Here is a 26,320-nt window from a genome sequence, read left to right on the forward strand (position 1 = left end):
CTTTACTAACTGTTTTGAAGCACAAAACGGATGGGGATTTCGACGAAGGCGGCGACCGGCTTGCCGCCTCGGGTGGCGGCGACGAATTTCCAGCGCCGGACCGATTCGACGGCGGCGTCGTCAAGAAGATTAACCCCGGAGCTTTCCTTCACGGTCAGGCTTAACGGCAAGCCCTCGGCGCTGACCTCCACCGTTAGCAGGACGGCGCCTTGCAGGCCTTTTCGCCGCGCCTGGGCGGGGTATAAAGGATGGGGATTCTGAAGATAGGCGGCCCTGTTGTCGGGAGGAACATAAGAGAGCGATTCGTCCTTCTGCGCCACGGTCGTTGATGAGGCCGCAGGCGTCGGCTCCGGTTTCGGCGTTGATGTTTCCTCTTTCGGCAATGTATCTTTCACGGGCGGATGCGGCTTGCGGATCGGCGCTTTCAGTTCCGCGACTTCGGCTTTAACGGGTTCGGATTGCCTCGCCGTTTCAGGTTCAGGCTCCGCCTTCGGCGCCGGGACAGGCGTCGGCGCGGGCAGATCGACGACCTCGAAATTACCGGCTTCAATGGACGTCGAAGTTGAAGGGAGAGTTTGCTGATAAAGCGCGAAGGCGATGCCTGCATGAAAAACTACGGCTATTCCCAGCGATATCGACGTTCGCAACGCGGTCATTTTACTTGCCCCTCAAGCCATTTCGAGAGGGCGGACTCATCAAGGAGGCCGGATTCAACTTTGATCTCTCCGTTGACTCCGATGAGGTAGGTTCGCGGAAGTTCTCCGCTCCAGTTCTTATCAACTTCGTAGCGCAGCCTCTCGACGAAGGTATCCGCAAAAACCCATTTTTCGGCCTTTGCCGGGGCGTATTTTTCCAGTGTTCGGAGAATGCGCGGGATATCGTTCTCGGCATCGGTGGAAACCATGGTCAGGCGGACATCCGCCCCGCTCTCCAGTATTTTTTTCAATATCGGCATCTCGGCAAGGCAAGGCGGGCAACCGATGGACCAGAAGTTGACGATGTGGGGCCGGCCCCGTCCGGCCTCAACGATGGCGGCGAAGCTGCCGCGAACGAAAGGGCGTACTATTGTTTCCTCTGCCGGTGCGGCAACGGCGGTAGAGGCAAGAAGAAACACGACTAACCCCAAAGTCCGCATCATGGCGCGTTTCCGCCCACTTTGAACAAGCGCCAGCCTTCCGCCAGCGTCGCCCACGACAGGTAAACTGAGCGTCCGTCATGAACCAGCAGCGGATGATCCGATGTGTCGGCGGTGGTCGAAATGCGTAACGGCTTTGACCATGTGCGTCCGTCATCTCCTGATTCCATGACAAAAATTTCGCCGGTCTCGCCGGTGAATTCCTTCCATGCCACGAACGTCTTTCCTCCGGCGGCCAGGACATGAGGGCGCGCCGCCCGGTTGGAACGGTTGCCGAAGCCGTAGGGCGCGGAGAAGGCGTTGCCTCCGTCTTCGGAGTGTGCGTAAAACAGCCCCTTGCGCGCCGCGCCGTCGGTAAACCAGACAATGTGCAAAACGCCGTTGTCGCCGATGGCAAGCGCCGGGCCGTGATGAGGACAGCCGTCAAGCTTCCAGAGGTCTTCGCTTACCCGCGTCAGGCGACCGGGGGAGCCGTCGGCGTTCAGTTTCATCAAGGCATGGTCGCGGATATTGCCTTCAAAGACATGCCGCCAGGCGATCACAGGCGATCCGGCGCCGTCAATAGCCATGGTGATTCGACAACATTCACAACTGTGATCGGCCAGCTTTATGTTGGCGGAAAAGCTTTTTCCGCCGTCGTCGGAATAAGCGTAATAAATGGCGGAACCGGCGTACTTTTTCTGTTGTTGTTTGGCCGCCTCTCTATCGCGCTTGTCGATCCATGAGATATGGATGCGGCCGTCGGCGCCGACGTTAAGCGTTTCAAAGCTCTGGCTCACCGGCTTGTCCTCGTCGGTGATGACGACCGGCGGGGAGAAAACCTTGCCGCCGTCCGTCGAGCGGCTGAAATAAACAATGCCGGAGTATTTCTGCTCGCCTTTAACAGTGAAGGCGACATAGAGCGAGCCGTCCGGCGAGACCGCTATCTTGGGACGGTTTTCTCCGTTCTTTTCGATGTCGAGCGGCTTGGGCGCGACCTTGGCCGACGCGGCGAACGACGCGCCGCCGTCTTCAGAGCGGGCAACATATACATATCCGTTTTGCGTCCATGTCAGCCATAGATGCCCCTTGGCGTCGAACAGGGGCGTCGGCGTTTCGGCGCAGCGCGGTGACGGTTCGGCTTGCGGGCCGACACATTCAGAAGCGGCTTTTTCGTGTTTGGGCTGATGGGCGACCGCTTGGCCGCTCATGACAAGGCCGGCGCCGGTTACAGACAGGCTTAAAATAGTCGGCAGGATGTATTTCATTTTTTTCATTATCCGATCACCACTTGGCGCGAATGCCGGCAAAAGCGGATCGGCCATCGCCGGGATTAAACTGCGCGGAAGCCGAGGTGGCCCGGTTAATCACGCTTGCGTTGGAGATATAGGCGGTATTTCCGAGATTACGACCCTCGACATACGCGGAGACGTTCTCATTGAAATCCTGAACGGCCTTCATTCCGAAGATCACATAAGGATCGGTTTGCAGCGTATTGGCGTTGTCGGCGTAGTAGCCTTTAGGCACCCATTCCATATTCGGTCCGATCGATAAACCGATCGGGTGCTTGTAGAGCATTTCGCCGCGAAGGAAATGACGAGGCGCTCCCGGAAGCTGGTTGTCGTTGTAGTTGCGGTCGCTGTCGAACGTAAAGTCATTGAACGTATAAGCAAGATTCAGCCCTATTTTATCTTTTTGGCTGAAAAGGTCATGGAGAAAATCGGCGCCGCCGCCTAATTCCAATCCCTGGTGAATGGTCCTGTGAACGTTCGTTACATTACACCCGGCGACGGCGCTTTGCAGACATTGCAATTCGTTATGTATTTCCGCCCGATAGGCCGCCAGATTCCACTTGTAGTTTGACCGTTGCCCCCGCGTGCCGACCTCGTATGTCGTGGCGGTCTGTTCCTTGACGGTGGTGAACGGAACGGCGGCTCCGCCGCTTTCGCCGAAACTGGGAACTTCGGCGCTGCGGGAAATATTGGCGAAGGCCTGCCAGTCGGGGTCCACATCCCACAACAGGCCTACTTTGGGACTCAAAAGGCTGAAGCTGTTGCGACCCGACGCATCGCCGTTGGACAGGAAGGTATCCTTCCGGTCGCGCACCGCATGGAGGAATTGCAAGCCGCCGACGACCGCCACGTTCGGAATTATGGAAAATGAGTCCTCTCCATAGGCGATATAGTTTTCCGACGAATCAAATGATGATGACTGGAGAGCGCCTCTTAGCCCTTTTGCGTTCGCGTACTGTCTGTTGTCGATCCTGCCGTTGATAATATTGAATCCGACAACGGCCCTGTTCTTGTGGCCGAGAATTGACCGCCCGTCTACCGCCCGGATAAAACCGCCATAGTCTTTATAACTGTAGTCGATCAACTGGAATATGGGATGCAGCAGTTGTCGATCAACGCCGAACGCCCCTAAATCGACGGTCGTCGATTCAAAGCGCAGCGTCGTTTTATTGGCGACTCGAACCGTATCGATATTACGTTGATAATCGTTTGTTTTATTGGCGTTCGCTCCTCCCTCCGGGAATAACAAGGCGGCGGCTTTTGTTACTTCGCCGGGGATGCGTTGATGAACATTGTTGGCGTTGACATAAAAGCGCGTCTCGATGTCAGGCGTCAGTTGATAGCCCAGATTCACCGAGCCGCGATATGAATCGCCCCCCGTATGATCGCGCCAACCTTCTTGCTGTTGACGGGCGGCGGTGACGAAGTAATCAACCGGCCCGACAACCGCTCCGGAACTTGCCTGCTGACGGTTGAAGCCGAAGCTGCCGACATCGGCGCTGACGGCGGCAATCGAGGCGTCGCGTCCGCTGGGGGTGACGAAATTGATGGCTCCGCCCAGCGAATTGCCGCCGAACTGAAGCGCATTTGCACCCTTGTAGACATCAACGTGCCGATAGGCGCCGGGATCGATCTCCTGAAAATCGCCATAGCCGTCGGCGGTGTTGATCGGGATTCCGTCCATATACAACTGGATGCTGCGTAAGTGGAAATTGCGGGACAAGCTGGAGCCACGGATTGAAAGTCTGGTGTCGGCGCCCCATTTCGGCTGAACGAACACGCCGGGGACATAGTCCAGCACGTCCTTGAGCGTGGCCGCCGGCCCGTTCTTGAAGACCGTATCGGCGATCACTTCAACGGCGCCCGGCGTCCGCCGGATTTCTTCTTGCGCCTGCTCCGTCGTCGGAACCGTAAGGCTTTCATTCAGGGGAGCGCCGACCACGGTTACCGCCGGCAGTTCGGTCGCCGATTGGCTGAAGGCGGGATTGGAGATCGCGATCATGGCGGTTGTCGCCATAAGCGCTTTACTAATGTGTTTCACAGGAGGCCCCCTCCATTTAGATGGTTATGGTTTTCCGCTTATGCGTCTGTTGCGGAAGTCGTGCGCAAACAGGCGCAAGGCCCGGTCGCGGGCTGACAACGTCAAAGACGCTTTAACTTATGGATTTAAGCGGAAAGGGAGGGAGGGGCGCGTGGCTGGAGAGGTCCGGCCGGAACGGCGGAGGCGTCGGCGCTGCCGATAATCGGAAAGCGCAGGCGGGCGACGGTGAGGTCGAGCGCCGAAGAATCGATTGTTTGTTGCGGCGCGAGTAAAACAAGTTTCGAGAACGGCAGACAGAAATCGCAGAGTTTTTCTGCGGCTTTTTCGTTGGGGACGGGCATCCCGTTTGCGTCGACCTTGACTAACTGGGGACCATTCGCCGTGCAGAATACGCTGAATGATGTCCGGTCTTTGGAAGGTGACTGGGCATTGCCGATCTTGGCGCCGGGCAGGGCCGACGCCGCCAGAATATTGAGGGCGAGTACGGACGTCAGCAGCCATGAGGTCAGCCGACGGCCCAGGCGCCGCCCGAAGAAAAGGCGGCCCCCGGCTGAACCGATTATATTATGATCACCAAGCTGCATGCGCGCCAATCTATATCGGGCCGATGCCCAAGTAAAGTCGGACATCCCCAAAAGAGTTGACCTGCCTGACGGCATGGACCAGATTCGCGTATTCCAGGTTTGTTTTGCCGAATATAAACGGAAACAAAATGAGCGATGCGACAAACAGTCATGACCCTCCCGAGGGCGATTCCGAGAAATTTCTTGCCTTTCAGAAGAAGGCCAAGGCCGCCAATCTTAACGAGCAGACTCTTCTCGCCACCGACTATCTCAACCATTTTAACGAGATCGTCATGACCATCGAGATGATTCCCGATATGCCGGAGCTGCTTGAAGAAGCGCGGGAATGGCGCCCCAAATCATATCAGGATCACTTTCGCGACAGCACGTTCGCCGGCAAGGATATGGCCATCGAAGCCTACGAATATGTTCCCGCCAGATACCGCACGCCTTTCGAGGCCAACATCGCCGCCATTAACCGTTTTATCGCCATGACCGTAAAAAATGCCGAAGACGCCGTGGCCTCCGGCGATAACGACAGGCTGAGACTGCTTATGACCGACGCCTCGCACAGCATCCAAAAGATTATGGACATGGCCAGCGCCAATATCCACGGCAGCGAGCACGCCCTGGATCAGGCTGAAGTCGATGCGTTACTGGGGGTTTAGATTCTCGTCCTCGCCCGCATAGACGCAGCCTGCGGTGCAGGTTTCGCGGATCGCCACCTTGGACAGTTTGGGCAGGCGGGGTTTCAGGTTTCGCCATATCCAGCGGGCGATAATTTCGCTGGTGGGATTCTCCAGCCCTTCGATGTCGTTGAGATAGTAGTGGTCCAGCCGCAGGCGGATGGGTTCATAGGCTTCCTTGACGTCGGCAAAGTCCATCACCCAGCCGAGCTTGGGGTCAAGATCGCCGGCGACGTGAATCTCGGCCTGGAATGAATGGCCGTGCAGCCGCGAGCACTTGTGGTTTGCAGGCAGGTTGGGCAGACGATGAGCCGCCTCGAAGGTGAATGTCTTGTAGATGTCCATGGTTATCTGATGCCGAGTTGTTTCTGTATTTGCAGACTAAGACGCCACTTGGGACGCTCCAGACAGAAGCGCATGGCCGATTCGGTGTTCTTCGCCAATTCCGCGCCGTCCATGGGCTGAAGGAAGAAGTGCCGGAAGTCAAGGTTTTCATACCATCGGGGATCGGCGTCCGGCTGGGGATAAACCAGCTTTAGCTCATCGCCGGCGGTCAGGACAAGGTTGCTCCCGGCCTTGGGGCTGACGCAGACCCAGTCCAGCCCGTCCGGCGCGGGCAGGGCGCCGTTGGTCTCGGCGGCGACTTCAAAACCGGCGTCATGAAAAGCGGCGATCAGTTTTTTATCGAGTTGAAGAAAAGGTTCGCCGCCGGTGCACACCACCATCGGTCGGCCCGTTGTTGTCTTCGGCCACAGGGCGAACGCGGCGCGGGCCAGTTTGTCCGCCGTCCTGAAGCGCCCGCCGCCGCCGCCGTCAACGCCGATAAAATCGGTGTCGCAAAAGGAGCATGTCGCCGAGGCCCGGTCATCTTCCCGGCCCGACCACAGGTTGCAGCCGGCAAAGCGGCAAAAGACGGCGGCGCGTCCGCTTTGCGCCCCTTCGCCTTGAAGGGAATAAAACATTTCTTTTACGGCGTAGCTCATGGCGTATCAGCCGGGTCGGCAAGCCCCGCCTCCGCGAAGCCCTTGCGACGCAGACGGCAAGCGTCGCATTCGCCGCAGGGGACGGCGCGGGGGCCGGGATCATAGCAGCTCAAGGTCAAACCGTAGTCAACGCCGAGTTCCAGGCCCCGAATGATGATTTGCCCCTTGGTGAGGTTGATCAGCGGCGCATGGATGGTGGTTTTGCGCCCTCCTTCGACGGCGGCCTTGGTGGCGAGATCGGCCATTGCCTGAAAGGCGGCGATGAATTCAGGGCGACAATCGGGGTAACCGCTATAGTCCAGCGCGTTGACGCCGATGAAGATGTCATCGGCGGCCATCACCTCGGCCCAGCCCAGCGCATAGGAAAGAAAGATGACGTTGCGCGCCGGAACATAAGTCACCGGCACGCCGGATTTCATTTCCTCATCCGAGCGTCCCTTGGGCGCCTCTACGCCGTCGGTCAGCGCCGAGCCGTGAAAGGCTTCCGGGCCGATATCGACGATCTTGTGTTCAGCGGCGCCGGCGGCGGCGGCGACGGCGCGGGCCGCCTCAATCTCCAGGCTGTGGCGCTGACCATAGCGGAAGGTCAGGGCATGGGCCTCAAACCCCATGTTCATGGCGATGGCCAGCACGGTGGCGGAATCCAGTCCTCCGCTGAGCAGCACCACGGCCTTTGTTTTTTCTCTCATAATCGTGCTTTTATTGGTTTTCGGGATTTTATGATAGAGCGCAGACGATAATGAAAAAAGCGAAACAAGCCATTCGCGCCGAAGCATCGGCGCTGGGCTTTGACGCCGTGGCCTTTTGCGCCGCCGTCGATGCGCCCGACGACGAGGCTAACCGCCGCCATTTGAAGGCTTATCTGGCGCGAGGAAATCACGGCTCGATGGAGTGGATGGCCGAAACCGCCGGGCGTCGCTCAACGCCGACCGCCTTGTGGCCGGAGGCGCAGAACATCATTGTGCTGGGGGTTAATTACGGACCTGAAGGCGATCCCCGGCAGGCCCATGGCGATCCGGCCAAGGGCGCGGTCAGCGTTTACGCCCAAGGGCATGAATATCAGGACGTTATCAAGAAACGTCTCAAGCATCTGGCTCGTTGGATGGTCAAGACCTACGCCTGCCAAGTCAAGGTGTTCGTCGATACGGCGCCGGTAATGGAGAAGCCGTTGGCGGCGCGGGCCGGTCTGGGCTGGCAAGGCAAACACACCTGTCTGGTCTCGCCTGAGTTCGGCTCATGGCTGTTCCTTGCCGAGATATTCACCACTCTCGAACTGGAGCCGGACAAGGCGGGGGTTGATCGGTGCGGTTCGTGTCGGGCCTGCATCGACGCCTGTCCCACCGGCGCCCTTTACGAGCCGTATCGTTTGGATGCCCGACGCTGCATCTCCTGCCTGACTATCGAACATAAGGACTCCATCGATCTCGAATTGGCGGCAAGGATGGGCAATCGCGTCTTCGGTTGCGACGACTGTCTGGCGGCGTGTCCGTGGAACAAGTTCGCTACGCCGACCGGAGAGGGAAAATTTCAGCCCAGGGAGGGCGCCGCCGACCTCTCTCTGGCCGAGTTGGCGACGCTGGATGACGCCGCCTTCCGTCGTCGCTTCGCTAAAAGCCCCCTCAAGCGCACCGGCCGGGACCGGATGGTACGCAACGCCCTGATCGCCGTCGGCAACAGCGGCGACCCTTCTCTTGCCAAGATTGCCGAGAAGTTGCTGAATGACGATTCAGCCCTGGTGCGCGAGGCGGCCGAACGGGCGCTGGAACGATTTTAATGTTTTTCGGCTTTGTCGGCGTGTCGGGTAAGAAATTTCTGTGCGCCGTGCTTGCGTCCGGTGCGCGTTCCCTCGCCGCCGTCGCCGCCTGTGCCCTTGGGCTGCCATGCGGGGACCAGATGTTTCTTGCCGGGTCCGATCAAGTCCTGACGGCCCATTTTTTTCAGCGACTCCCGAATCTGCGGCCAGTTTTCAGCGTCGTGATAGCGTAGGAAAGCCTTGTGCAATCGGCGCTGTTTTAATCCTTTGGCGGTCTTTACCTCTTCGCCGGCGTTGCGGCGCACCGGCTTGAGCGGGTTGCGCCCGGAATAATACATGGCGGTGGCCAGACTCATGGGCGAGGGCAGAAAGGTCTGCACCTGATCGGCGCGCAGGTTGTTGTTCTTCAACCACATGGCCAGATTCATCATGTCTTCGTCGGTCGTGCCGGGGTGGGCGGCGATGAAGTACGGGATCAGGTAGTACTCCTTGCCGGCTTTCTTCGCCGCCTGATCGAACATTCTCTTGAAGCGGTCGTAAGCGCCGATGCCCGGCTTCATCATTTTGGACAACGGACCCGGCTCGGTATGTTCCGGGGCGATTTTCAGGTAGCCGCCGACATGGTGAGTGACCAGTTCCTTGACATAGGCGGGGCTTTCCGCCGCCAGATCGTAGCGTAACCCGGACGCTATATGCACCTTTTTGACGCCGTCAACGGCGCGGGCTTTTCGGTAAAGTTCGATAAGCGGGCCGTGGTCGATGTCCAGATTACGGCAAATGACCGGATAAACGCACGACAAGCGGCGGCATACGGCCTGGATATCGTCGTCCTTGCAGGCCATACGGTACATATTGGCCGTCGGCCCGCCGAGGTCCGAGATATGGCCGGTGAAACCTTCCACCTTGTCGCGGATGTCTTTTATTTCCTTGATGATCGAGTCCGGCGAACGGTTTTGAACGACGCGGCCTTCGTGTTCGGTGATGGAGCAGAACGTACAGCCGCCGAAACAGCCGCGCATGATGTTGACGGAAAAACGGATCATCTCCCATGCCGGGATGCGCCTTCCGGCATATGCCGGGTGCGGCGCACGGGCATAGGGCAGGTCGTAAACGCCGTCCATCTCCGGCGTCGTCAGGGGAATGGGCGGCTGGGTGAGCCATATCTCCCGCCCGCCCTGATTCTGAATCAACGCATGGGCGTTGCCGGCGTTGCTTTCCTGATGCAGGATGCGCGACGCATGGGCATACAGCTCAGGTTTTGCCGTCACTTCGTCGTAACCCGGCAGGCGAATCACGGCGGCGCATTCCGCGCCGTTCATTGAATTGCAGGCAAAGGCGACGCCGCGAATGTCGCGCATATTCTTCGGCGCGATTCCCTTGGCCGTTCTGTGTGCGATTTCGACTATGGCGCGCTCGGCGTTGCCGTAAACCAGCAGGTCGGCCTTGCTGTCGATCAGGATGGAGCGCCGCACTTTATCCGACCAGTAGTCATAATGGGCGACGCGGCGCAGCGACGCCTCGATCCCGCCGATGACGATGGGGACATCGTGAAAAGCCTCGCGGCAACGCTGGGCGTAGACGATGACGGCGCGATCCGGGCGCTTGCCGCCCTCATCTTCCGGCGTATAGCTGTCGTTGTGGCGCAGACGGCGGTCGGCGGTGTAGCGATTGACCATCGAATCCATGTTGCCGGAGGTCACGCCCCACATCAGGTTGGGCGGTCCCAGCGTCGTGAAGGCCTCGGCGTTCGACCAGTCGGGCTGGGCGATAATGCCGACGCGAAACCCCTGGGCTTCCAGCAAACGGCCGATGATGGCCATGCCGAAGCTGGGGTGATCGACGTAGGCGTCGCCGGTCACCAGGATGATGTCGCATGAATCCCAGCCCAGCCTGTCCATCTCGTCCCGCGACATGGGCAAAAACGGCGCAACGCCGAAACGCCGCGCCCAATAAGGGCGATAGCCGAAAAGATTCTTCGCCTTGATCATGCCGGACGCCGCGACTTATGAACCATCACCTCTGTTCTCGACGATATATTCGGCCCAGGCGGCCATGCCGGTGACGCCGGCGTCGCCGCCCAGTTCGGCGACGGCGACCTTGAAGATTCCCTCCATGGATGACATGACGCGGGCCTTGATGGCGGATTCGATTTCGGAGCGGAAGATGTCGGGCATCGCCTCGACCAATCCGCCGCCGAGCAGCACCACGTCCGGGGCCAGCAGATTGACAACCCCGGCCATGCTCCATCCGATGCGCCGCGCCGCCTCGCGGACGATGCGCTCGACAGCCGCGTCCCCGGCCCTTATGGAAGCGGCGATGGCGCCGCTGCGGATGTCATTCATGTCGCCGTCGGCGGCTTCCATCAGGCGCGGAGCCTCGCCCCGGCGGGCGGCGGCGGCGCAGGCGGCGGCAATAGCCGGACGGGCGGCGTAGGTCTCCAGGCAGCCGCGCCGCCCACAGCCGCAAAGCGGGCCGTCGGCGGTCACCGGCAGGTGGCCGATTTCCATGCATGATCCGATCTTGCCGCGAATGATCGACCCTTCGTAGACGCAACCGCCGCCGATGCCGGTTCCGGGGAAGACGCCGACCACGCAACGCGCCCCCCTGGCGGCGCCGAAGCGGTATTCGCCGTAGACCCCGGCGTCCACGTCATTGGCGATGACGACGGGACAATTAAAGGCGGCGCGGATGACCTTTGCGACGGGGACATTTTTCCATCCCATGTTGGGAGTTTCGAGCACTATGCCGCGATCCAGGTCGAGCGGCCCCGGACAGCCGATGCCGATTCCGGCCAACCGGTCGGGGGCGACTCCGGCGTCGACGAGGGCCTCGTTGATGGTCTTGATCATGCGCTGCAAGCCGGCTTCGGCGCCGATATGGGCTTTGGTCTTTTTGCGTTTCCGGCCCTTGACGACGAAATCGTTGCCGTAGACGCAGGCCAGCATCTTGGTGCCGCCAAGATCAAAACCGATCCAGTGGTCTTTCTTTTTCGCCGCCGCCATGGGCATAGGCCTTGTTACTTTACGGCCAGTATGCCGAAGGCTCTTTCCGCTCCGCCGGAGCCGACGGCGATATCTTCCTGGAAAAAGAATTTATTTTTCGGGTCGGGCATTGCCGGGGACAGGGCAAGACTGTCCGGGTAGGCGTCGCCGAAAACGATGGGATCATCGGTAAAATAATAGCCGCCCGGCTCGACGGTCACCAGCCTGATCTCCGCCGTTTTGAGAGGGGCGATGTTGACGGCGCCGGGGCAGTTTCCGGCAACCTCCTTGCCGTCATGAGACACCTTGGCCACGGCGACCGAGCTGAATAACTCCCTGGCCCTGAAGCCGCGAAGGGTTTCATCCTTGTTGGCAACGCGCACGATGTAGGGTTTGTTGACGGCCAGGTTGGTTATCAACGGCGTATATCTGCCGTTGCGGTAGGTTATGTGAACGGCCTCGGCCTTGCTCCAATCTACCCCTTTAAGGTATGTGCCGCTGTTGGCCAGACAGGCCGTAGGCATGGGATTGGCGATCACTCCCTCCTCGGCGGCGCAGGCGGCCAGCGCCGCCATCCCTGCGGCAAGAAATACCGAACGCCGGGTTATTGTCATTTTATCCTCCATGGCGACAGGCAAGGCTCTCAAGGCAGACGCCGACTATACCGGATCGTGTATGACAGCCAAGAGAAAACATGCCCTCGTATTGCTAAGACGAGAGGCGGCGGGTAAAGTGATCAAGCAAAAATAGACAGGGGGGGGGTTAATTATGGCCGGCTTTATCGACATTCTTATCGCCCATCATCAAAAGAACAAGGTCAGGGCGCGCAAGCTGCCTATTCTCAAAGCGAGCATGGCGGCGGCGGCGATAGTGGCGGTTGCCGACGGCGAGGCAAGTCGCCGCGAGAGCCTTCGTGTCCAACGGCTGATAAAAATTCTGGATACGTTGAGTATCTACAATACCGATCATGCCGCCGAGATTTTCTCGGATTACGTTTCCAAGCTGCGAGATGATCACGAGGCGGGGCCGGCCGAGGCGATGGAGGCGATTGAAGCGGTCAAGGGCGATCCGGAAGAGGCGGCCATGGTGGTGATGATCTGCAAGACGATCAGTGAAGCCGACGGCGTTGTTGACGAGGCCGAGGCGACGAGCATTAATCGGATTTGTTCCCTCCTCGACATTGATCCAGACGCCATCAAGTCGGTTGCCGTGCGCGGAACCGATTAGTTGTCGTCTTTCTTTTCGTCCTTCTTCTGGCGGCAGGCGGCCCGCATAACGATGTACTCGCTGTCTTTGTACTGCCAGGCGGCGGATTCCATGGCCTGTTCGCACTGGGCAAGGGTTTCAAAAAGCTGGTCGTTCCACACCGGTTCGCAGTAATCCATGCCGGTCGGCGGGCAGATCACCAGAAAAAAAAGCCACTTCATTTATTATCTTTCATCATTGTCAGGGGGCCAAGGCCGTGGGCGCCGTGTTCCTGGGCAAAAACGTGGGCAAACAGGTTGGCGATCCACTGCTTGCCGTCCTGCGTGACGCTTAAATAGTGCAGGGTGTCGTTGATATAGGGCGAAACGGCTCCCCAAAAGAATTTAGGATAGGCGGCGCGGAGGTCTCCCGGCGACTTGAAGCCGAGGATTTCAGCGGTTCCGGTCTCCTGAAACTCGTGAAACAGGGCGCTCTGCTTGCGCTCGTATCCGATGTCGGCCAGTTGCCCGATTAAATCCGCCGCCCTGACCAAGCCGGGATAGCCTTTGTCTTTACCGCCGTCTTCGCCGCCGGGAACCGGGAAACAGGTGTTCAGGATATTGGCCTCGATGATGTTGACGTCGATGACGGGGTTGCCGCCGAAGCGTTCGCGCACGAACAGCCGTGAGCGATGTACATGATAAGGCGTCAGGGCGGCGTCGGTGGCGCCGTGATCCAGTTCCACCGTCTCGCCGTCAAGATTCTTCACATAGGAGCCGCAGGCGTCGCCCTTCAAAATGCCGCGCACATAGCCGATGTCGTGGCACAGCAGAGAGATGACGAAATGCATCCAGTCTTTAGTCGTCACGCCGCCTTCGATCAGGTGCTTGCCCCTGATGATTTCCTGGCCGACCTGGGTGACCATGATGGTGTGATTGAGGTCATGGTAGGCGGCGTCGGTGTTGGCGATGTTCTCCAGCGCGATGCGGCCGACGAAACGTATGATGCCGGCGAACTCCGCATCCAGCAGTCCGTAGACGCGCTCGTAGTTGTCCTTGAGCGCATCGACAAAAGTGTCAATGACAAGAGTCGTCGGATTGAACATTATCCCTGCGTCCTTATTATATCCGCCGTTAGAGTACACCAACATCATGGCCGCGCCAACACCAGCGTCCGCCAGTCGTTGATGTCAATGCGGCATAATAATCTCAGGCCCTGGGCGCGGTGGGCGGCAAGCACCCGGTTGGCGTCTCTTATGTAAAAGCCGCCGAGCACGGCGACGCCGTCGCGTTTCTTCAGATGGCGGCCAAGGTCGGCGGCCATGCGGCGAAGAGGGCCGGCCAGGATATTGCAGACGATCAGGTCAAACGGCGCGCCTTCGCGGATGACCGGCGACAGGTAGCCGTCGCTTTGCGTTGCCCGGATCAGCCGTCCCATCCGGTTGCGGCGTATGTTGTCGCGGGCTACCAATACCGCCTTTGCGTCGAGATCGGAGGCAATTACTTTTGCCCGCCAGGTTCCGGCGACGGCCATGGCAAGAATGCCCGAGCCACAGCCCAGGTCCAAAGCCGAGGTGAACCGCCGCCGCCGCGCCAGCCGGTCCAGGGCCAGCAGGCAGCCGCCGGTGGAAGCGTGCTCGCCCGAACCGAAAGCGGCGCCGGGATTAAGGCACAGGCTTACCCGTCCCGGCGGCGCCTTGCCTTTGTGGAAGGTGGGGTAAATAAAATATCGCCCCGCTTCGACGGGCGGAAAAATGGTCAGGTTTTCGGCGACCCAGTCGCGTGGTTTAAGCCGATGGATGAATATCTTGGGAGGGGCGGCGTTAATCGCGGATGCAGCCTCGGTCAGGGCGGCGATCAGGGCTTGCCGATCAGGCATGGCCTCGCAGTAGCCCTCAATGCTCCATTGTGGTCCGTCGCCGCAGACAAACCAGGAAACGGCCGTGCAAAACGGATCAAGCGCCGACTCGAAAGCCTTTACGGTATTATTGTCGGCGGCGACCTCGACCCGCCATGTGTCGGCGTCGGCGTCTTTCACGCCGCCTCCACGAAGATGCTCATTATTTTCTTGCTGCCGGACGTTTCAAAGTCGATGTCCAGTTTGTCGCCGTCCACGGCGATGACGCGCCCATATCCGAACTTTTGGTGAAAGACACGCGCTCCGGCCCTGAAGTTGTTGTTTGTTGATTTCATTTTTGAGGGGGATGCCGGGCTACGCAGCCATCGCCCCGGCCGGAAGGCGGACGTTTCCTCGCAAAAGCCTTCGCCGCCGCCGGAACCGTAAAGTCCGCCGTCGGCGGAGACGGTAATATGATCTTTAGGCAGTTCATTGATGAAGCGCGAAGGCGAGGCGCTCTGCCAGCGGCCATGGACGATGCGGCCGGCGGCGTGAAAGATGAGCGCCCGCCGACGCGCCCTGGTCAGCCCGACGTAGGCGAGGCGGCGTTCCTCCTCCAGTCCTCCCGTTCCCCCCATTCTCAAATCATCCAGCGCCCGCTGGTGAGGAAACAGTCCTTCTTCCCAGCCGGCCAGGAACACGGTGTCGAACTCCAGCCCCTTGGCCCCGTGGAGGGTCATCAGCGTCACTTTGTCGTTGCCGGAGTTTTCGTCAATCTCCATCACCAGACTGACATGTTCGAGGAACTCGTTCAGATTTTGAAAGTCTTCAAGCGCCGTCTCCAATTCCATCAGATTATCGATTCGTCCCGGCGCGTCAGGGGCCGGATCGGCCTTCCACATATCGATGATGCCGGATTCCCTGAGCACCAGCGCGATCAACCGGCCGGGCGGAATTTCACCGCTTAAGGTTCGCCAGCGTTCGATGTCGCCGAGCAGGGCCTCGATTGCGGCCCTGGCTTTTGGTTTTAACTCGTCGGTTTTTGCCAGTTGTCCGGCGGCTTCGGTCAACGGCAGGCGCGAGTTCCGGGCCAGCGCATGGACGGCGTGCAGGGCGGATTGTCCCAGACCGCGCTTGGGCAGATTGACGATGCGCTCGAAGGCCATGTCGTCGGCTCCCCGGGCGATGACGCGCAGATAGGCGACGGCGTCGCGGATTTCACGGCGCTCGTAAAAACGCAGGCCTCCGACTACCCGGTAGGGAACGCCGACGACGATTAATCGTTCTTCGAACTCACGAGTCTGGGCGCCGGTGCGCACCAGCACCGCCATGCCGTTAAGAGGCTCCCCCCCGGATTTAAGGCTCTCCATTTCCCCGCATATCGATTTGGCCTCCTGTTTGCCGTCCCGGACGCCGAATACCCGCACCTTTTCGCCTTCGTCCAGATTGGTCCACAGCGTCTTGCCCAGCCTTCCCGCATTATGGGCGATAAGACCGGAGGCGGCGGCCAGGATATGGGGCGTCGAACGGTAGTTGCATTCGAGGCGGACTACCCGTGCGCCGGGGAAGTCGGTCTCGAAACGCAGGATGTTGCCGACCTCGGCGCCGCGCCATGAATAGATGGACTGGTCGTCGTCGCCGACGCAGCAGATGTTCTTGCGGGTTTGGGCCAGCAGCCGGAGCCACAGGTACTGGGCGACGTTGGTGTCCTGGTATTCGTCCACCAGGATGTAGCGGAACTTGTCCTGGTAACGGGCCAGAATGTCGGGGTGCTTGCGAAACAGCTTGATGCAGAGCAGCAACAGATCGCCGAAGTCGGCGGCGTTCACCGTCCTTAACTGCTCCTGGTATTCAGAGTACAGGGCAATGCCGGCGCCGTCGGCTATTTCGGATTTCTCGGTTGCCGGGATGGCGCCCGGCTCCAGGCCCCGGTCCTTCCAGCGCTGGATAATTCCAAGCAGGGCGCGTGGCGGGCAACTCTTTTCACTGATGTCGCGGGCGGCCAGGATACGCTTGATCAGCCGCAATTGATCGTCTTCGTCAAGAATGGTGAACCCGGGACGGAGACCGGCCAGTTCTACATGATTGCGTAAAATGCGCGCTCCGACGGAATGAAAGGTGCCGACCCACCATCCTTCCACCGGTTGGTTGAGAAGCGCCGCTGCCCGTTCTTTCATTTCCCGCGCCGCCTTGTTGGTGAAGGTCACCGCCAGCACTTCCCACGACGACGCCCTGCCGGAAAGCAGGATATGGGCAAGCCGGGTGATCAACACCCGCGTCTTGCCGGTGCCGGCGCCGGCCAGCACCAGCACCGGGCCGTCAACGGCCTCCACCGCCCGGCGCTGGGTCTCGTTCAGAGTATCCAGGTAGGAGGGCGGCGCGGGTTCAAACGGCGCTTCAACAAGATCGAAAGGATCAGACATCATGATGGCGACGTGCAGGAATATCCCCTGTCATCTTCCGGCGCCGGAGAAACGCTCACGCAGCTTTGCGGCCACATTGGGCGATACGAAATGACTGATATCGCCGCCGAGGGCGCCTATTTCCTTGACGAAACGCGATGAAATAAAGTGGTTGCGATCCGAGGCCATCAGGAAGGCGGTTTCCGCCTTGGGGTTGAGGCGGGCGTTCATGGCGGCCATCTGGAATTCATACTCGAAGTCGGAAACGGCCCTCAGGCCCCTTATGATCACCGAGGCCCCAACCTGATCGGCGAAATCAATGAGCAGGCCGTTAAAAGACATGATTTCGATGGAGATTCCCTTGTCGACAAGAGGCCTTACATCCTCCGCCACCATGGCGGCGCGTTCCGCCAGTTGGAAAAGCGGGTTCTTGCCGGTGTTGAGGGCGACGGCGACGATCAGCTTGTCAACGATCCTCGCGGCCCGCGAAATGATGTCGATATGACCATTGGTCACAGGGTCGAAAGAACCGGGATAAATGCCGACGCGCATTATTCTTTTTCTCCTTCGTCTTCGCTCTCATCCCCGCTTTCTACGTCCTCGCCGTCATTATCGCCTTCCCGGAGGCGGGTTACCGAGACCACCCGTTCATCCGCCGCCGTTTTGAACAGGGTGACGCCGCGAGTAGTCCGTCCGGCGCAACTTATATCCTCCACCGGCATCCGGATAAGCTGGCCGCCGTTGGAAACCATGACCAGTTGATCGGTGCTGATGACCGGAAAGGAAGCGACGACATGGCTGTCTTCCCCATCGCGGGCGAGATTCATGCCGGCGATGCCTTGGCCGCCGCGTCCGGAGATTCTATATTCATAGGATGACGACCGCTTGCCGAAGCCGTCCGCGCTGACCGTTAAAACAAATTCCTCTTTTTTCATCATTTCGATAAAGAAAGGCTCATCAAGCCGGGCGGCGAGGGCTTTGTCGCGTTCTTTCTCCTCGGGTTTCTCGCTGTAATCGCTGCCCGTCAGACGGCGCTTGGCGTTGACGGCCTGCAGGTAATCATCCCGCTCGGCGACCCCGGCTTTCACATGTTTGAGAGCCGACATGCCGATGACCTGATCATCCTTGGCCAGCTTGATGCCGCGCACGCCGGTGGATGAGCGGCTGGTGAATACGCGAAGATCGCTTACCGGGAAGCGGATACATTTGCCGTCGCGGGTAAACAGCAGCACATCGTCTTCTTCGGTGCAGGTTCTGACCTTGACCAGTCGGTCCCCGTCATCCAGCTTCATGGCGATCTTGCCGTTGGTCATGACGTTGGTGAAATCACTGAGGCGGTTGCGCCGGATGCCGCCGGAAGCGGTGGCGAACATGACGGACAGATCGCTCCAGGTTTTTTCATCCTCGGGCAACGGCATCAGGGTGGAGATGGTCTCTCCCTCCTTGAGAGGCAGGATATTGACCATGGCTTTGCCTCGCGCCGTGGGGGAGCCGATCGGCAATCTATAGACCTTCAGCTTGTAGACGATGCCGGTGGAAGAGAAGAACAGCACGGGCGTGTGGGTGTTGACCACGAAAACGTGGCTGACGAAATCTTCTTCGCGGGTGCTCATGCCGCTGCGGCCTTTGCCGCCCCGGCGCTGGGACCGATAGGTGGAAAGCGGCACCCGTTTGATGTAGCCGGTGTTGGAGACGGTGACCACCATGTCCTCGCGCTGGATGAGGTTCTCGATATCGTGTTCAAACTCCGCTTCTTCCAGCGTGGTGCGCCGGGGGGTGGCGAACTGCTCCTTCATTTCGAGAAGTTCGGCCTTGAGAACCGCCATCAGCCGTTCACGGGAGCAGAGGATGGCCAGATGCCCGGCGATTTGCGCGGCCAGTTCATTCAGGTCTTCGCCGATCTTGCCGCGCTCAAGGCCGGTCAACCGGTGCAGGCGCAGATCAAGGATGGCCTTGGCCTGGATTTCCGACAGATTATAGCAGCCGTCCGTTACGCCGCGCCCCGGCTCGTCCAGCAAGGCGATAAGCGGCGCCACAACAAGCGCCGGCCAGGGGCGCTCCATCAATCGTTCGCGGGCGGCAGTCGGGTCCTTGGCGGCGCGGATGAGGGCGATCACCTCGTCGATATTGGCCACCGCGACGGCAAGGCCGACCAACACATGCGCCTTGTCCCGCGCTTTTCCCAACTCGAAGATGGTGCGTCGGCGGATAACCTGTTCGCGGAAACTAAGGAAGGCGACGAGGATGTCCATAAGGTTCATCATCTTCGGCTTGCCGCCGTCCAGCGCCAGCATGTTGACGCCGAAACTGGTCTGAAGCGGCGTGTAGCGGTAAAGCTGGGCCAGCACCACTTCGGGAACGGCGTCGCGCTTGATCTCCACCACTACGCGCACGCCGTCGCGGTCGGACTCGTCGCGCAGGTCGGATATCCCCTCGATTTTCTTGTCGCGCACGCAATCGGCCATGATTTCGACCATGCGCGCCTTGTTCACCTGGTAGGGGATTTCGGAAATTATAATGGCGAAGCGGTCTTTCCCGTTTTCCTGAATCTCGGCGCGTCCGCGCATGATCACCGAACCCCTGCCGGTGAGCAGGGCCGAAATAGCCCCCTGTTTGCCTATGATCTGAGCGCCGGTGGGGAAATCGGGGCCATGAACATGGTTTTCGATCAACTCGTTAATGGTTGTTTCCGGGTTATCAATGAGGGCGCAACAGGCGTCGATCACCTCGCCCAGATTATGGGGCGGAATATTGGTGGCCATGCCGACGGCGATTCCCCCGGCGCCGTTGACCAGAAGGTTGGGAAAGCGGGCCGGCAGAACGGTCGGCTCCTTGACCGTCTCGTCATAGTTGGCCTGGAAGTCAACGGTGTCCTTGTCGATGTCATCAATCAGGGCGTGAGCCGACAGGTCCATCCGCGCCTCGGTGTAGCGCATGGCCGCTGCCCGGTCGCCGTCCATGGAGCCGAAGTTGCCCTGACCCTTGATGAGCGGCAGGCGCATGGAGAAGTCCTGGGCCATGCGCACCATGGCGTCATAAATGGCGGTGTCGCCGTGAGGATGATACTTACCCATGACATCGCCGACGATGCGGGCCGACTTGCGGAACGGCTTGTTGTGGACATAGCCGCTTTCATTCATGGCGTAGATGATTCTTCGATGCACAGGCTTCAATCCGTCGCGCACATCGGGCAGGGCGCGGCTGACGATCACGCTCATTGCGTAATCCAGATAAGAGGATTTCATTTCCTCTTCGATATTGATCAGCGTGATGTCTTGCGTCGGCAGCGTGTTCGGAGGAGTGGTCAAAATAAATTATCCAATGAAATCAGCATGATAGTTATTTGTAAGCCGAATGAGAAAAGGCGTCGGCGCGAATTAATTCAAGGCCGTAAATTTATAACAGTTACGGCCCGGGCAAACAATCAGGATGGAAGCCTTGCGGCTAAAAATAAATGTAGGCGGCGCCGGGAATATATCCTCCCCTTTCGCCATATCAAGGAAGCCTGTATATAACCGGCATGGGTGGAGAAAATCCTGGATGAAAGAACTGCTGGCCCGCCTGATGACCAGACCGGTGATCTTTATTGAATTGATCGCCGCTTCGCTGTTCGCCAACCTGCTGGCGCTGGCCTCGTCGGTGTATTCCATTCAGGTGCTGAACCGCTATGTCTCTTACGGCGTCGACTCGACGTTGGCGACGCTGACTTCCGGCGCCCTGCTCGCCATAATCCTTGAGTTCGGCTTTCGTCAGGTGAGGCTCAGTATGGCGGGGGCGATCAGCGCTCGTCCCGACAGCGCGCTGGCGATCGGCTCCTTCAGCATTCTGACCGGGGCCAAGGCGGCTGCCATGGACATGCTTCCCGCCGGACTGCGCCGCGAGGTCATCAGCGGAGCCGACACCGTTCAGGCGGCCTATAACGCTCCCAATATCGCCGCCGTCCTCGATGTGCCGTTCGCCCTGGTGTTCGTCGGCGCATTATTTTTGCTCAGCCCGGCGATAGCGATCGTTACCATCTGCTTTCTGGTCGGCGTCCTTGCTTTAGGCGTCGGCAGTCAAATCATGCTCCGCAAACCGACCGGCGAATTGACGGCGGTCTCGACCCGGCGCAGCACCCTGGTCGGCTCGGCCATTATAGCCGCCGATACGGTGCGCGCCTTTAACGCGGCGGAATTCGTGCGGCGCAGTTGGCGCGGGGAGGCAAGCGCCTATCAGGAACTGCGCGGCCGCGTCACCAACCTTCAGGGTCTGGTTCAATCCCTGACCCAAAGCGCCCAGGCGATTATGGGGGTTGCCGTCATTGCCATCGGCGCCGTGGAGGTGGTCGCCGGAGACATGACCACGGGCGCCATGATCGGCTGCAATATCATGGCGGCGCGCGCCCTTAGCCCGGTGATACGCCTTGCCCAGCTTGCCGAGGCCTTTGTCAAGGCGCGCCAATCCCTGTCCATGTTCAAGGAGTTTGCCAGAATACCCCAGGAACGCACCCAGGGGTCGGCATTGTCCGCGTACAAGGGCGGCGTCGCGTTTATTGATGTTTCCTTTGCTTATCCGGGGGCCAAGGGGCCGCTGTTTGAATCTCTTTCCATGAAGCTTGAACCGGGGTCGATGCTGGGGGTTATCGGCGCCAACGGCGTCGGCAAAACGACGCTGGCGCGCCTTATGCTTGGACTTGTCGAGCCGACCCGTGGCCAGGTTCTCGTCGATGGCGTTGACCTTGCCCAGGTCGTCCCTGAATGGTGGCGGCGGCAGGTTTCGTACCTGCCCCAGGAGCCTCGTCTGCTTAATGTTTCCATCAAGGACAATCTGCTGGCCTTTAATCCCGATCTGGATGAGGCCGGCATTAACAGGCTGATCGATATTTCCGGCCTGCGTAACTTCATCGACCAGAGTCAGGAAGGTCTTGATGCGGCGATAGTCAATAACGGCGATAATTTATCGCTCGGCATTCGCCGCCGTCTGGCGCTGGCCCGCTCGCTGGCCTGTGACGGCATGCTGATGGTTTTTGATGAGCCGACGGAAGGCCTGGACAAGGAAGGCTGCGCCCAGGTCTACGCGCTGATGAAGGAACAGGCCGGGCGAGGCCACACCATCATCGCATTTTCCAATGATCCGATGATTCTGAAGGGTGCCGGAAACACCCTGGATCTTAATTGCAAACCGGCGCCCCTGTTTACGCCGGCGACGCCGAAGGGCAAGTCATGACCGAGTCGCCGCTTAAAGATGCTAAAGATTATTTCCGGGAGGGCGTCGGCGCTCACTCGTTTTTGTTTTTATGCTCGGCGCTTGTCGTTTCTTTCGGCGTGTGGGCCTATTACAGCGAGCTTGACATTGTAAGCATCGCCGTCGGCGAGGTGATCCCCTTCACCCAGGTGAAAAGCATCCAGCACCTGGAAGGCGGCATTGTCCGCGAAATACTGGTTCGTGAAGGCGCGTCGGTTAAAAAGGATCAGCCGCTGGTTATTCTCGAATCAACGTCAAGCGGCGCCGATGTCGATGAGCTGTCGTCGCGGCTGAACTCGCTGAAAGTCGATGTGATCCGGCTGACCGCCGAATTGGCCGGTGAGGATAATCCGGCATTCCCGGAAGATATGCTCAAGAACCACGAGTCCCTTGTACGCCAAGCCCACGATATAATGAAAACCCGGCGCACCCGCGTAGACAATCAGAAAGCGGGCCAGCAGGAAGCAATCATTCAGCGCGAGGAAGAGGTCAAGGAGATCACGGCGCGTATGAACAACGCCGGCAAGAGCCTCAAATTGCTCAGGGAGCAGATCGACATCAGCAATGAACTGCTCAAGGACAACCTGACCAACCGCATGAAGCATCTGGAACTGCTTAAAGAGGACTCGACTCTCAGGGGCAAGATCGATGAAGCCTCGGCAATGTTGCCCAAGGCCATGGCGGCGATCAATGAAGCCAGGATAAAGCTCAAGACCATTGATGACTCCTTTCAGGAAGAAGTCAGCAAGGAACTGGAGGAAAAACGCCGCACCCTGCAGGAGCTTTCCAGCCGCATGGAGAAGTTTGCCGACAGTCTTTTGCGCACAACCTTGCGCTCGCCGGTCGATGGCGTCATCAAGACCATGTATGTTTACACCGTCGGCGGCGTGGTCGGCCCCGGCCACACGATTGTTGATGTGGTGCCGGGAGGCGACCGGCTGGTCATCGAGGCCAAGCTGCCGATAGGGGATATCGGCTTTGTCCATCCCGGCCAATCAGCGAAGGTCCAACTGGCCTCGTCGGACGCCGTGCGTTTCGGCATTCTTACCGGCGAAGTGATAGTCGTCAGTCCCGACACTATCAAAACCAACGACGGCGCCACCTTTTACAAGGTGAGGATCGAGATCAAACAGAACTACTTCGAGCGCGGAAACGACCGCTATCAACTGGTTCCCGGCGTTCAGGTCACATGCTCCATCCAGACCGGCAAGCGCACGGTTATGCAATACATTCTTGATCCCTTCATGCAATCATCCTCAATGGCCCTCAGGGAACGGTAAGGCGAACATGTTGTCATTATTGCCGCCCCTTGACGCCTGCTATTTGTGTGCATACAATAAGTGGTCATGGAAATCACATTCGATCCCGCTAAGGACGCTGCTAACATGGACAAGCATGGCGTGTCGCTGGCGTTGGCGGTAGACCTGGAATGGGACTGGCTGCTGGCCACGTCTGACGCCCGCCGCAACTACGGAGAGTTGCGAATGGTGGGGTATGCGCCGCTCGGCGTGCGGGTGTTCTGTGTGATTTTCACGGATCGCGGCAAGGAGCGCCGCATCATCAGCCTGCGCAAGGCAAATGATAGAGAGGTGAGACGCTATGCAAGTCAAATCTAAATCGGGCCGGGCGTTCAAGTTGCCGGCGGAGAAAGAGAACACCGCAATTAATGCCGGGATTGCCGCCGACCCGGATACATACGAACTCACGGATGCGGAGTTCGTGCGCCTCAAGCGCATAGGGCGACCACCTGCGTTTGTCACTAAGGAACGCATTACGATTCGTTTGTCGCGTGAGGTGGTGGAACGGTTCCGCGCCAGCGGCGCCGGTTGGCAGACCCGAGTGGATGCTGCTTTGAAAGATTGGCTCAAGACTCACCAGTTTGATTAGTAACAATGAGGGTACACCAACTGCAAGGACCACGCTCCGCGCAACATTTTCACGATTAACAATCTCGTATTGCTGTCCAGGGCGAACATACTGGTCTAATCGACTGTTTTGTTGTAGTCTGGCCTTGGTTAGTGAGAGGATAAAAAGTGTGCCGACGGTTTTTCGGTGGGAAGGCGTCCGGTTCTATTTCTTCTCTAACGAGGGCAGTCCGCGCGAACCGATTCACATCCATGCGAAGCGGGGAAGCGCCGGAGCCAAATTCTGGTTGGCGCCGGCGGTTCGGGTGGCCGAGAGCGCCGGGTTTAGCCGGCGGGAGCTTGTAGAGATGACAAGAGTCGTGAACGAGCGCCGCGATGTTATCGAGAGGGCATGGCATGAGCACTTCGGCTGAATCGTTGCATTTCGACGACCATACCATGTGGGTGGAGATGTCAGACGGTCGCACCATCGGCGTCCCGCTGGCTTGGTTCCCCCGCCTGCTGCACGCAACCCCCGAACAGCGTCTGCGTTATCACATCGGCGCTGGTGGAAATGGTCTGCACTGGAACGACCTTGATGAAGACATATCCGTGTCCGGTCTGCTGGAAGGTCGCGCCGATATGACCGTCCGTGCTCGCCCGGCGGCTTAGAGCATTATCCGACCAAATGGAACGCAGGTGATTCCATTTGGTCGGATAACGCTCCAGCCTTGGAAGTAGCCACCCCCATTCCGGCATGATAGAACTCTTCCCGTCGCCGCACTTTATTGCGGCGGGGAGAGAGGGTCGATGGTTGCGCGCATTAATACCGTGGCGTTTCAGGGCTTCACTGTTATTGACGTTGACGTTCAGGTGCAGATGTCTTCCGGTATTCCGGCGTTCACCATCGTCGGCCTTCCCGACAAGGCGGTCGCCGAAAGCCGGGAGAGAGTGCGCGCGGCGATCAACGCCATGGGTCTGGCGCTGCCTCCCAAGCGCATTACCGTCAATCTGTCCCCCGCCGACGTCGCCAAGGAAGGCAGTCATTTTGATCTCCCTATCGCCCTGGGTCTGCTGACATCCATGGGGGTGCTTCCCGCCGAAGAGATGACCGGCTATCTGGCTCTCGGCGAACTGGCGCTGGACGGCGTCCTGGCTCCGGCGACGGGAGTGCTGGCGGCGGCCATTCACGCCAATCGGCGCGGCCTCGGCGTTATCTGTCCGGCGGCGCAGGGCGGCGAGGCCGCATGGGCGGGAGAAATCGATATTCTGGCTCCGCTCAGTCTGCTTTCCCTGATCAATCATTTCAAGGGAACCCAGGTTCTGTCAGTCCCCGAGGCCAAATTAGCCGCCGAACGGCCGGCTTGTCCCGACATCGCCGAAATCAAGGGACAAGAAAGCGCCAAAAGGGCAATAGAAATCGCCGCCGCCGGCGGTCATAACCTGCTGATGGTGGGGCCGCCGGGGTCCGGTAAATCCATGCTGGCGGCCCGCTTGCCCGGACTGCTGCCGCCGCTGGACCCGTCGGAGGCTCTGGAAGTCAGCATGATCCACAGTCTGGCCGGGGAATTGGGCAAGGACGGCCTGATGAGTCGGCGCCCCTTCCGCGATCCTCATCACTCGGCGTCCGTTCCCGCGCTGGTGGGCGGCGGCTCCAGGGCAAAACCCGGAGAGGTGTCGCTGGCTCACTTGGGGGTGCTGTTTCTCGACGAGCTTCCCGAGTTTCAACGCGGCGCGCTGGAAGCTCTTCGCCAGCCCATGGAAACAGGCAGAATTACTATAGCCAGGGCCAACGCCCACATTACCTATCCGGCGCGAATTCAACTGGTGGCGGCGATGAACCCCTGCCGCTGCGGCAATCCCAATGACGCGACTTTGCTCTGCTCGCGCTTTCCCAAATGCGCCGGGGAATATCAGTCGAAAATATCAGGCCCCTTGTTTGACCGCATCGATCTGCATGTGGATGTGCCCGCCGTCAATCCGGCGGACATGTCGGCGCCGCCGCCCGCCGAAAGCTCGGTCGATATCGCCCGCCGGGTCGTCGCCGCCCGCGTCAGGCAGAAAGCCCGCTTCGCCGGTTCAGGCGCTGCTATCCCGATTCGCACCAACGCCGAGGCCGACGGCGCCTTGCTGGAAGAAGTTGCGGCCCCTGACGATGACGGGCGGCGGCTGTTGACCGAAGCCGCCGAACGCATGCACCTTTCGGCCAGGGGCTATCACCGCGTGCTGCGGGTGGCGCGCACCATCGCCGATCTGGACGGCGGCGAAGGCGTAAGGCGCATCCACATCGCCGAAGCGCTTTCCTATCGCCGCATCGTGCCGGGAAAAAGCGCCATCCTGATGAAGGCTGATAGTCGATAAATAAAAGATTAGAGCATTTCAAGATTGATTAGACCCATTAAGACCCAGCCTAAAGA

The 26,320-nt window shown here is 59.3% G+C and carries 27 protein-coding genes; 9 read left to right on the plus strand and 18 right to left on the minus strand.

Annotated features, from left to right (window positions below; all coding sequences use genetic code 11):
* Positions 1-5: 5 nt before the first annotated feature.
* From A3H92_03315 to A3H92_03335, 5 genes are all read right to left on the minus strand, one after another.
* Positions 6-656: a hypothetical protein gene (locus A3H92_03315; GenBank protein ID OHC75711.1), complete on the minus strand. Its 651-nt coding sequence runs from the start codon at positions 654-656 to the stop codon at positions 6-8.
* The gene (locus A3H92_03320; GenBank protein ID OHC75712.1) at positions 653-1,138 is read right to left on the minus strand and encodes a hypothetical protein; all 486 of its coding nucleotides are present in this window, start codon (positions 1,136-1,138) and stop codon (positions 653-655) included. Before A3H92_03320 ends, A3H92_03315 begins: the two co-directional genes overlap by 4 nt.
* The gene (locus A3H92_03325) at positions 1,135-2,391 is read right to left on the minus strand and encodes a hypothetical protein (GenBank protein ID OHC75713.1); all 1,257 of its coding nucleotides are present in this window, start codon (positions 2,389-2,391) and stop codon (positions 1,135-1,137) included. The genes A3H92_03320 and A3H92_03325 overlap by 4 nt, the downstream gene beginning before the upstream one ends.
* A gap of 7 nt (positions 2,392-2,398) precedes the next feature.
* On the minus strand, positions 2,399-4,423 hold the full coding sequence (locus A3H92_03330; GenBank protein OHC75714.1) for a ligand-gated channel protein: 2,025 nt from the start codon (positions 4,421-4,423) through the stop codon (positions 2,399-2,401).
* Between the two features lie 149 nt (positions 4,424-4,572).
* Positions 4,573-5,040 carry a hypothetical protein gene (locus A3H92_03335; protein ID OHC75715.1) on the minus strand — a complete coding sequence of 156 codons (468 nt, stop codon included), beginning with the start codon at positions 5,038-5,040 and terminating at the stop codon, positions 4,573-4,575.
* Positions 5,041-5,159: 119 nt separating this feature from the next.
* Between A3H92_03335 and A3H92_03340 the strand changes: the two genes are divergently transcribed.
* Positions 5,160-5,678: a hypothetical protein gene (locus A3H92_03340; protein OHC75716.1), complete on the plus strand. Its 519-nt coding sequence runs from the start codon at positions 5,160-5,162 to the stop codon at positions 5,676-5,678.
* On the opposite strand, the gene A3H92_03345 is transcribed toward A3H92_03340, so the two are convergent.
* Genes A3H92_03345 through A3H92_03355 form a run of 3 tightly spaced genes read right to left on the minus strand, consistent with a single transcriptional unit; the run spans position 5,664 to position 7,368 of the window.
* Positions 5,664-6,041, minus strand: a complete 378-nt coding sequence (locus A3H92_03345; protein ID OHC75717.1) for a 6-carboxytetrahydropterin synthase QueD — start codon at positions 6,039-6,041, stop codon at positions 5,664-5,666. The genes A3H92_03340 and A3H92_03345 overlap by 15 nt on opposite strands.
* Positions 6,042-6,043: 2 nt before the next feature.
* Positions 6,044-6,679 (minus strand): 7-carboxy-7-deazaguanine synthase, encoded by a 636-nt coding sequence (locus A3H92_03350; GenBank protein OHC75718.1) that lies wholly within the window; start codon positions 6,677-6,679, stop codon positions 6,044-6,046.
* Positions 6,676-7,368 carry a 7-cyano-7-deazaguanine synthase QueC gene (locus A3H92_03355; GenBank protein OHC75758.1) on the minus strand — a complete coding sequence of 231 codons (693 nt, stop codon included), beginning with the start codon at positions 7,366-7,368 and terminating at the stop codon, positions 6,676-6,678. The genes A3H92_03350 and A3H92_03355 overlap by 4 nt, the downstream gene beginning before the upstream one ends.
* 50 nt (positions 7,369-7,418) lie before the next feature.
* Here A3H92_03355 and A3H92_03360 point away from each other — a divergent pair, with 50 nt between their 5' ends.
* Positions 7,419-8,453, plus strand: coding sequence for a tRNA epoxyqueuosine(34) reductase QueG (locus A3H92_03360; protein OHC75719.1), 1,035 nt, complete (start codon positions 7,419-7,421; stop codon positions 8,451-8,453).
* On the opposite strand, the gene A3H92_03365 is transcribed toward A3H92_03360, so the two are convergent.
* From A3H92_03365 to A3H92_03375, 3 genes are read right to left on the minus strand one after another with little or no spacing between them, the layout of a single operon-like run.
* Positions 8,450-10,420: a YgiQ family radical SAM protein gene (locus tag A3H92_03365; protein OHC75720.1), complete on the minus strand. Its 1,971-nt coding sequence runs from the start codon at positions 10,418-10,420 to the stop codon at positions 8,450-8,452. The genes A3H92_03360 and A3H92_03365 overlap by 4 nt on opposite strands.
* A gap of 15 nt (positions 10,421-10,435) precedes the next feature.
* On the minus strand, positions 10,436-11,434 hold the full coding sequence (locus A3H92_03370) for a transcriptional regulator (protein OHC75759.1): 999 nt from the start codon (positions 11,432-11,434) through the stop codon (positions 10,436-10,438).
* 14 nt (positions 11,435-11,448) lie between these two features.
* Positions 11,449-12,039 (minus strand): hypothetical protein, encoded by a 591-nt coding sequence (locus tag A3H92_03375; protein ID OHC75721.1) that lies wholly within the window; start codon positions 12,037-12,039, stop codon positions 11,449-11,451.
* A gap of 142 nt (positions 12,040-12,181) precedes the next feature.
* On the opposite strand from A3H92_03375, the gene A3H92_03380 reads away from it, so the two are divergent.
* Positions 12,182-12,640 carry a hypothetical protein gene (locus A3H92_03380; GenBank protein OHC75722.1) on the plus strand — a complete coding sequence of 153 codons (459 nt, stop codon included), beginning with the start codon at positions 12,182-12,184 and terminating at the stop codon, positions 12,638-12,640.
* On the opposite strand, the gene A3H92_03385 is transcribed toward A3H92_03380, so the two are convergent.
* The 6 genes from A3H92_03385 to A3H92_03410 are packed head-to-tail and all read right to left on the minus strand — an operon-like array spanning position 12,637 to position 20,144.
* Positions 12,637-12,840, minus strand: coding sequence for a hypothetical protein (locus A3H92_03385; GenBank protein ID OHC75723.1), 204 nt, complete (start codon positions 12,838-12,840; stop codon positions 12,637-12,639). The two genes, A3H92_03380 and A3H92_03385, sit on opposite strands and share 4 nt — an antisense overlap.
* The gene (locus tag A3H92_03390) at positions 12,837-13,703 is read right to left on the minus strand and encodes a metal-dependent phosphohydrolase (GenBank protein OHC75724.1); all 867 of its coding nucleotides are present in this window, start codon (positions 13,701-13,703) and stop codon (positions 12,837-12,839) included. Before A3H92_03390 ends, A3H92_03385 begins: the two co-directional genes overlap by 4 nt.
* Positions 13,704-13,747: 44 nt before the next feature.
* Positions 13,748-14,635, minus strand: coding sequence for a hypothetical protein (locus A3H92_03395; protein ID OHC75725.1), 888 nt, complete (start codon positions 14,633-14,635; stop codon positions 13,748-13,750).
* Complete coding sequence (locus A3H92_03400; protein OHC75726.1) at positions 14,632-16,860, minus strand: DNA helicase II; 2,229 nt, start codon at positions 16,858-16,860, stop codon at positions 14,632-14,634. The genes A3H92_03395 and A3H92_03400 overlap by 4 nt, the downstream gene beginning before the upstream one ends.
* Positions 16,861-16,887: 27 nt before the next feature.
* Positions 16,888-17,388 carry a pantetheine-phosphate adenylyltransferase gene (locus A3H92_03405; GenBank protein OHC75727.1) on the minus strand — a complete coding sequence of 167 codons (501 nt, stop codon included), beginning with the start codon at positions 17,386-17,388 and terminating at the stop codon, positions 16,888-16,890.
* Positions 17,388-20,144: a DNA gyrase subunit A gene (locus A3H92_03410; GenBank protein OHC75728.1), complete on the minus strand. Its 2,757-nt coding sequence runs from the start codon at positions 20,142-20,144 to the stop codon at positions 17,388-17,390. Before A3H92_03410 ends, A3H92_03405 begins: the two co-directional genes overlap by 1 nt.
* A 232-nt stretch (positions 20,145-20,376) precedes the next feature.
* Here A3H92_03410 and A3H92_03415 point away from each other — a divergent pair, with 232 nt between their 5' ends.
* The 5 genes from A3H92_03415 (at position 20,377) to A3H92_03435 (ending at position 24,337) form a co-directional block, all read left to right on the plus strand.
* On the plus strand, positions 20,377-22,041 hold the full coding sequence (locus A3H92_03415; protein ID OHC75729.1) for a hypothetical protein: 1,665 nt from the start codon (positions 20,377-20,379) through the stop codon (positions 22,039-22,041).
* Entirely contained in the window at positions 22,038-23,339 is a 1,302-nt protein-coding gene (locus A3H92_03420; protein OHC75760.1) for a hypothetical protein, read from the plus strand. Before A3H92_03415 ends, A3H92_03420 begins: the two co-directional genes overlap by 4 nt.
* A 66-nt stretch (positions 23,340-23,405) precedes the next feature.
* On the plus strand, positions 23,406-23,675 hold the full coding sequence (locus A3H92_03425) for a hypothetical protein (GenBank protein ID OHC75730.1): 270 nt from the start codon (positions 23,406-23,408) through the stop codon (positions 23,673-23,675).
* The gene (locus A3H92_03430) at positions 23,659-23,946 is read left to right on the plus strand and encodes a hypothetical protein (GenBank protein OHC75731.1); all 288 of its coding nucleotides are present in this window, start codon (positions 23,659-23,661) and stop codon (positions 23,944-23,946) included. The genes A3H92_03425 and A3H92_03430 overlap by 17 nt, the downstream gene beginning before the upstream one ends.
* Before the next feature lie 148 nt (positions 23,947-24,094).
* Complete coding sequence (locus tag A3H92_03435) at positions 24,095-24,337, plus strand: hypothetical protein (protein OHC75732.1); 243 nt, start codon at positions 24,095-24,097, stop codon at positions 24,335-24,337.
* 40 nt (positions 24,338-24,377) lie between these two features.
* Here the strand turns inward: A3H92_03435 and A3H92_03440 are convergent, their stop codons facing one another.
* Positions 24,378-24,662 carry a hypothetical protein gene (locus tag A3H92_03440; protein OHC75733.1) on the minus strand — a complete coding sequence of 95 codons (285 nt, stop codon included), beginning with the start codon at positions 24,660-24,662 and terminating at the stop codon, positions 24,378-24,380.
* A 51-nt stretch (positions 24,663-24,713) separates the two neighbouring features.
* On the opposite strand from A3H92_03440, the gene A3H92_03445 reads away from it, so the two are divergent.
* Positions 24,714-26,264 (plus strand): AAA family ATPase, encoded by a 1,551-nt coding sequence (locus tag A3H92_03445; GenBank protein OHC75734.1) that lies wholly within the window; start codon positions 24,714-24,716, stop codon positions 26,262-26,264.
* Positions 26,265-26,320 lie beyond the last annotated feature (56 nt).

This window comes from Rhodospirillales bacterium RIFCSPLOWO2_02_FULL_58_16 (assembly GCA_001830425.1).
Taxonomy (GTDB): domain Bacteria; phylum Pseudomonadota; class Alphaproteobacteria; order Rhodospirillales; family 2-02-FULL-58-16; genus 2-02-FULL-58-16.

What these genes read in the sequence shown, in the direction of transcription:
- A3H92_03320 (OHC75712.1), bottom strand. Translation starts at nt 1,138, where the DNA reads ATGATGCGGACTTTGGGGTTAGTCGTGTTTCTTCTTGCCTCTACCGCC.
- A3H92_03330 (OHC75714.1), bottom strand. Translation starts at nt 4,423, where the DNA reads ATGGCGACAACCGCCATGATCGCGATCTCCAATCCCGCCTTCAGCCAA.
- A3H92_03370 (OHC75759.1), bottom strand. Translation starts at nt 11,434, where the DNA reads ATGGCGGCGGCGAAAAAGAAAGACCACTGGATCGGTTTTGATCTTGGC.
- A3H92_03420 (OHC75760.1), top strand. Translation starts at nt 22,038, where the DNA reads ATGACCGAGTCGCCGCTTAAAGATGCTAAAGATTATTTCCGGGAGGGC.
- A3H92_03425 (OHC75730.1), top strand. Translation starts at nt 23,406, where the DNA reads ATGGAAATCACATTCGATCCCGCTAAGGACGCTGCTAACATGGACAAG.
- A3H92_03445 (OHC75734.1), top strand. Translation starts at nt 24,714, where the DNA reads ATGGTTGCGCGCATTAATACCGTGGCGTTTCAGGGCTTCACTGTTATT.
- A3H92_03380 (OHC75722.1), top strand. Translation starts at nt 12,182, where the DNA reads ATGGCCGGCTTTATCGACATTCTTATCGCCCATCATCAAAAGAACAAG.
- A3H92_03400 (OHC75726.1), bottom strand. Translation starts at nt 16,860, where the DNA reads ATGATGTCTGATCCTTTCGATCTTGTTGAAGCGCCGTTTGAACCCGCG.
- A3H92_03375 (OHC75721.1), bottom strand. Translation starts at nt 12,039, where the DNA reads ATGGAGGATAAAATGACAATAACCCGGCGTTCGGTATTTCTTGCCGCA.
- A3H92_03385 (OHC75723.1), bottom strand. Translation starts at nt 12,840, where the DNA reads ATGAAGTGGCTTTTTTTTCTGGTGATCTGCCCGCCGACCGGCATGGAT.
- A3H92_03440 (OHC75733.1), bottom strand. Translation starts at nt 24,662, where the DNA reads ATGCCGGAATGGGGGTGGCTACTTCCAAGGCTGGAGCGTTATCCGACC.
- A3H92_03390 (OHC75724.1), bottom strand. Translation starts at nt 13,703, where the DNA reads ATGTTCAATCCGACGACTCTTGTCATTGACACTTTTGTCGATGCGCTC.
- A3H92_03345 (OHC75717.1), bottom strand. Translation starts at nt 6,041, where the DNA reads ATGGACATCTACAAGACATTCACCTTCGAGGCGGCTCATCGTCTGCCC.
- A3H92_03340 (OHC75716.1), top strand. Translation starts at nt 5,160, where the DNA reads ATGAGCGATGCGACAAACAGTCATGACCCTCCCGAGGGCGATTCCGAG.
- A3H92_03325 (OHC75713.1), bottom strand. Translation starts at nt 2,391, where the DNA reads ATGAAAAAAATGAAATACATCCTGCCGACTATTTTAAGCCTGTCTGTA.
- A3H92_03430 (OHC75731.1), top strand. Translation starts at nt 23,659, where the DNA reads ATGCAAGTCAAATCTAAATCGGGCCGGGCGTTCAAGTTGCCGGCGGAG.
- A3H92_03365 (OHC75720.1), bottom strand. Translation starts at nt 10,420, where the DNA reads ATGATCAAGGCGAAGAATCTTTTCGGCTATCGCCCTTATTGGGCGCGG.
- A3H92_03360 (OHC75719.1), top strand. Translation starts at nt 7,419, where the DNA reads ATGAAAAAAGCGAAACAAGCCATTCGCGCCGAAGCATCGGCGCTGGGC.
- A3H92_03355 (OHC75758.1), bottom strand. Translation starts at nt 7,368, where the DNA reads ATGAGAGAAAAAACAAAGGCCGTGGTGCTGCTCAGCGGAGGACTGGAT.
- A3H92_03350 (OHC75718.1), bottom strand. Translation starts at nt 6,679, where the DNA reads ATGAGCTACGCCGTAAAAGAAATGTTTTATTCCCTTCAAGGCGAAGGG.
- A3H92_03415 (OHC75729.1), top strand. Translation starts at nt 20,377, where the DNA reads ATGAAAGAACTGCTGGCCCGCCTGATGACCAGACCGGTGATCTTTATT.
- A3H92_03315 (OHC75711.1), bottom strand. Translation starts at nt 656, where the DNA reads ATGACCGCGTTGCGAACGTCGATATCGCTGGGAATAGCCGTAGTTTTT.
- A3H92_03405 (OHC75727.1), bottom strand. Translation starts at nt 17,388, where the DNA reads ATGCGCGTCGGCATTTATCCCGGTTCTTTCGACCCTGTGACCAATGGT.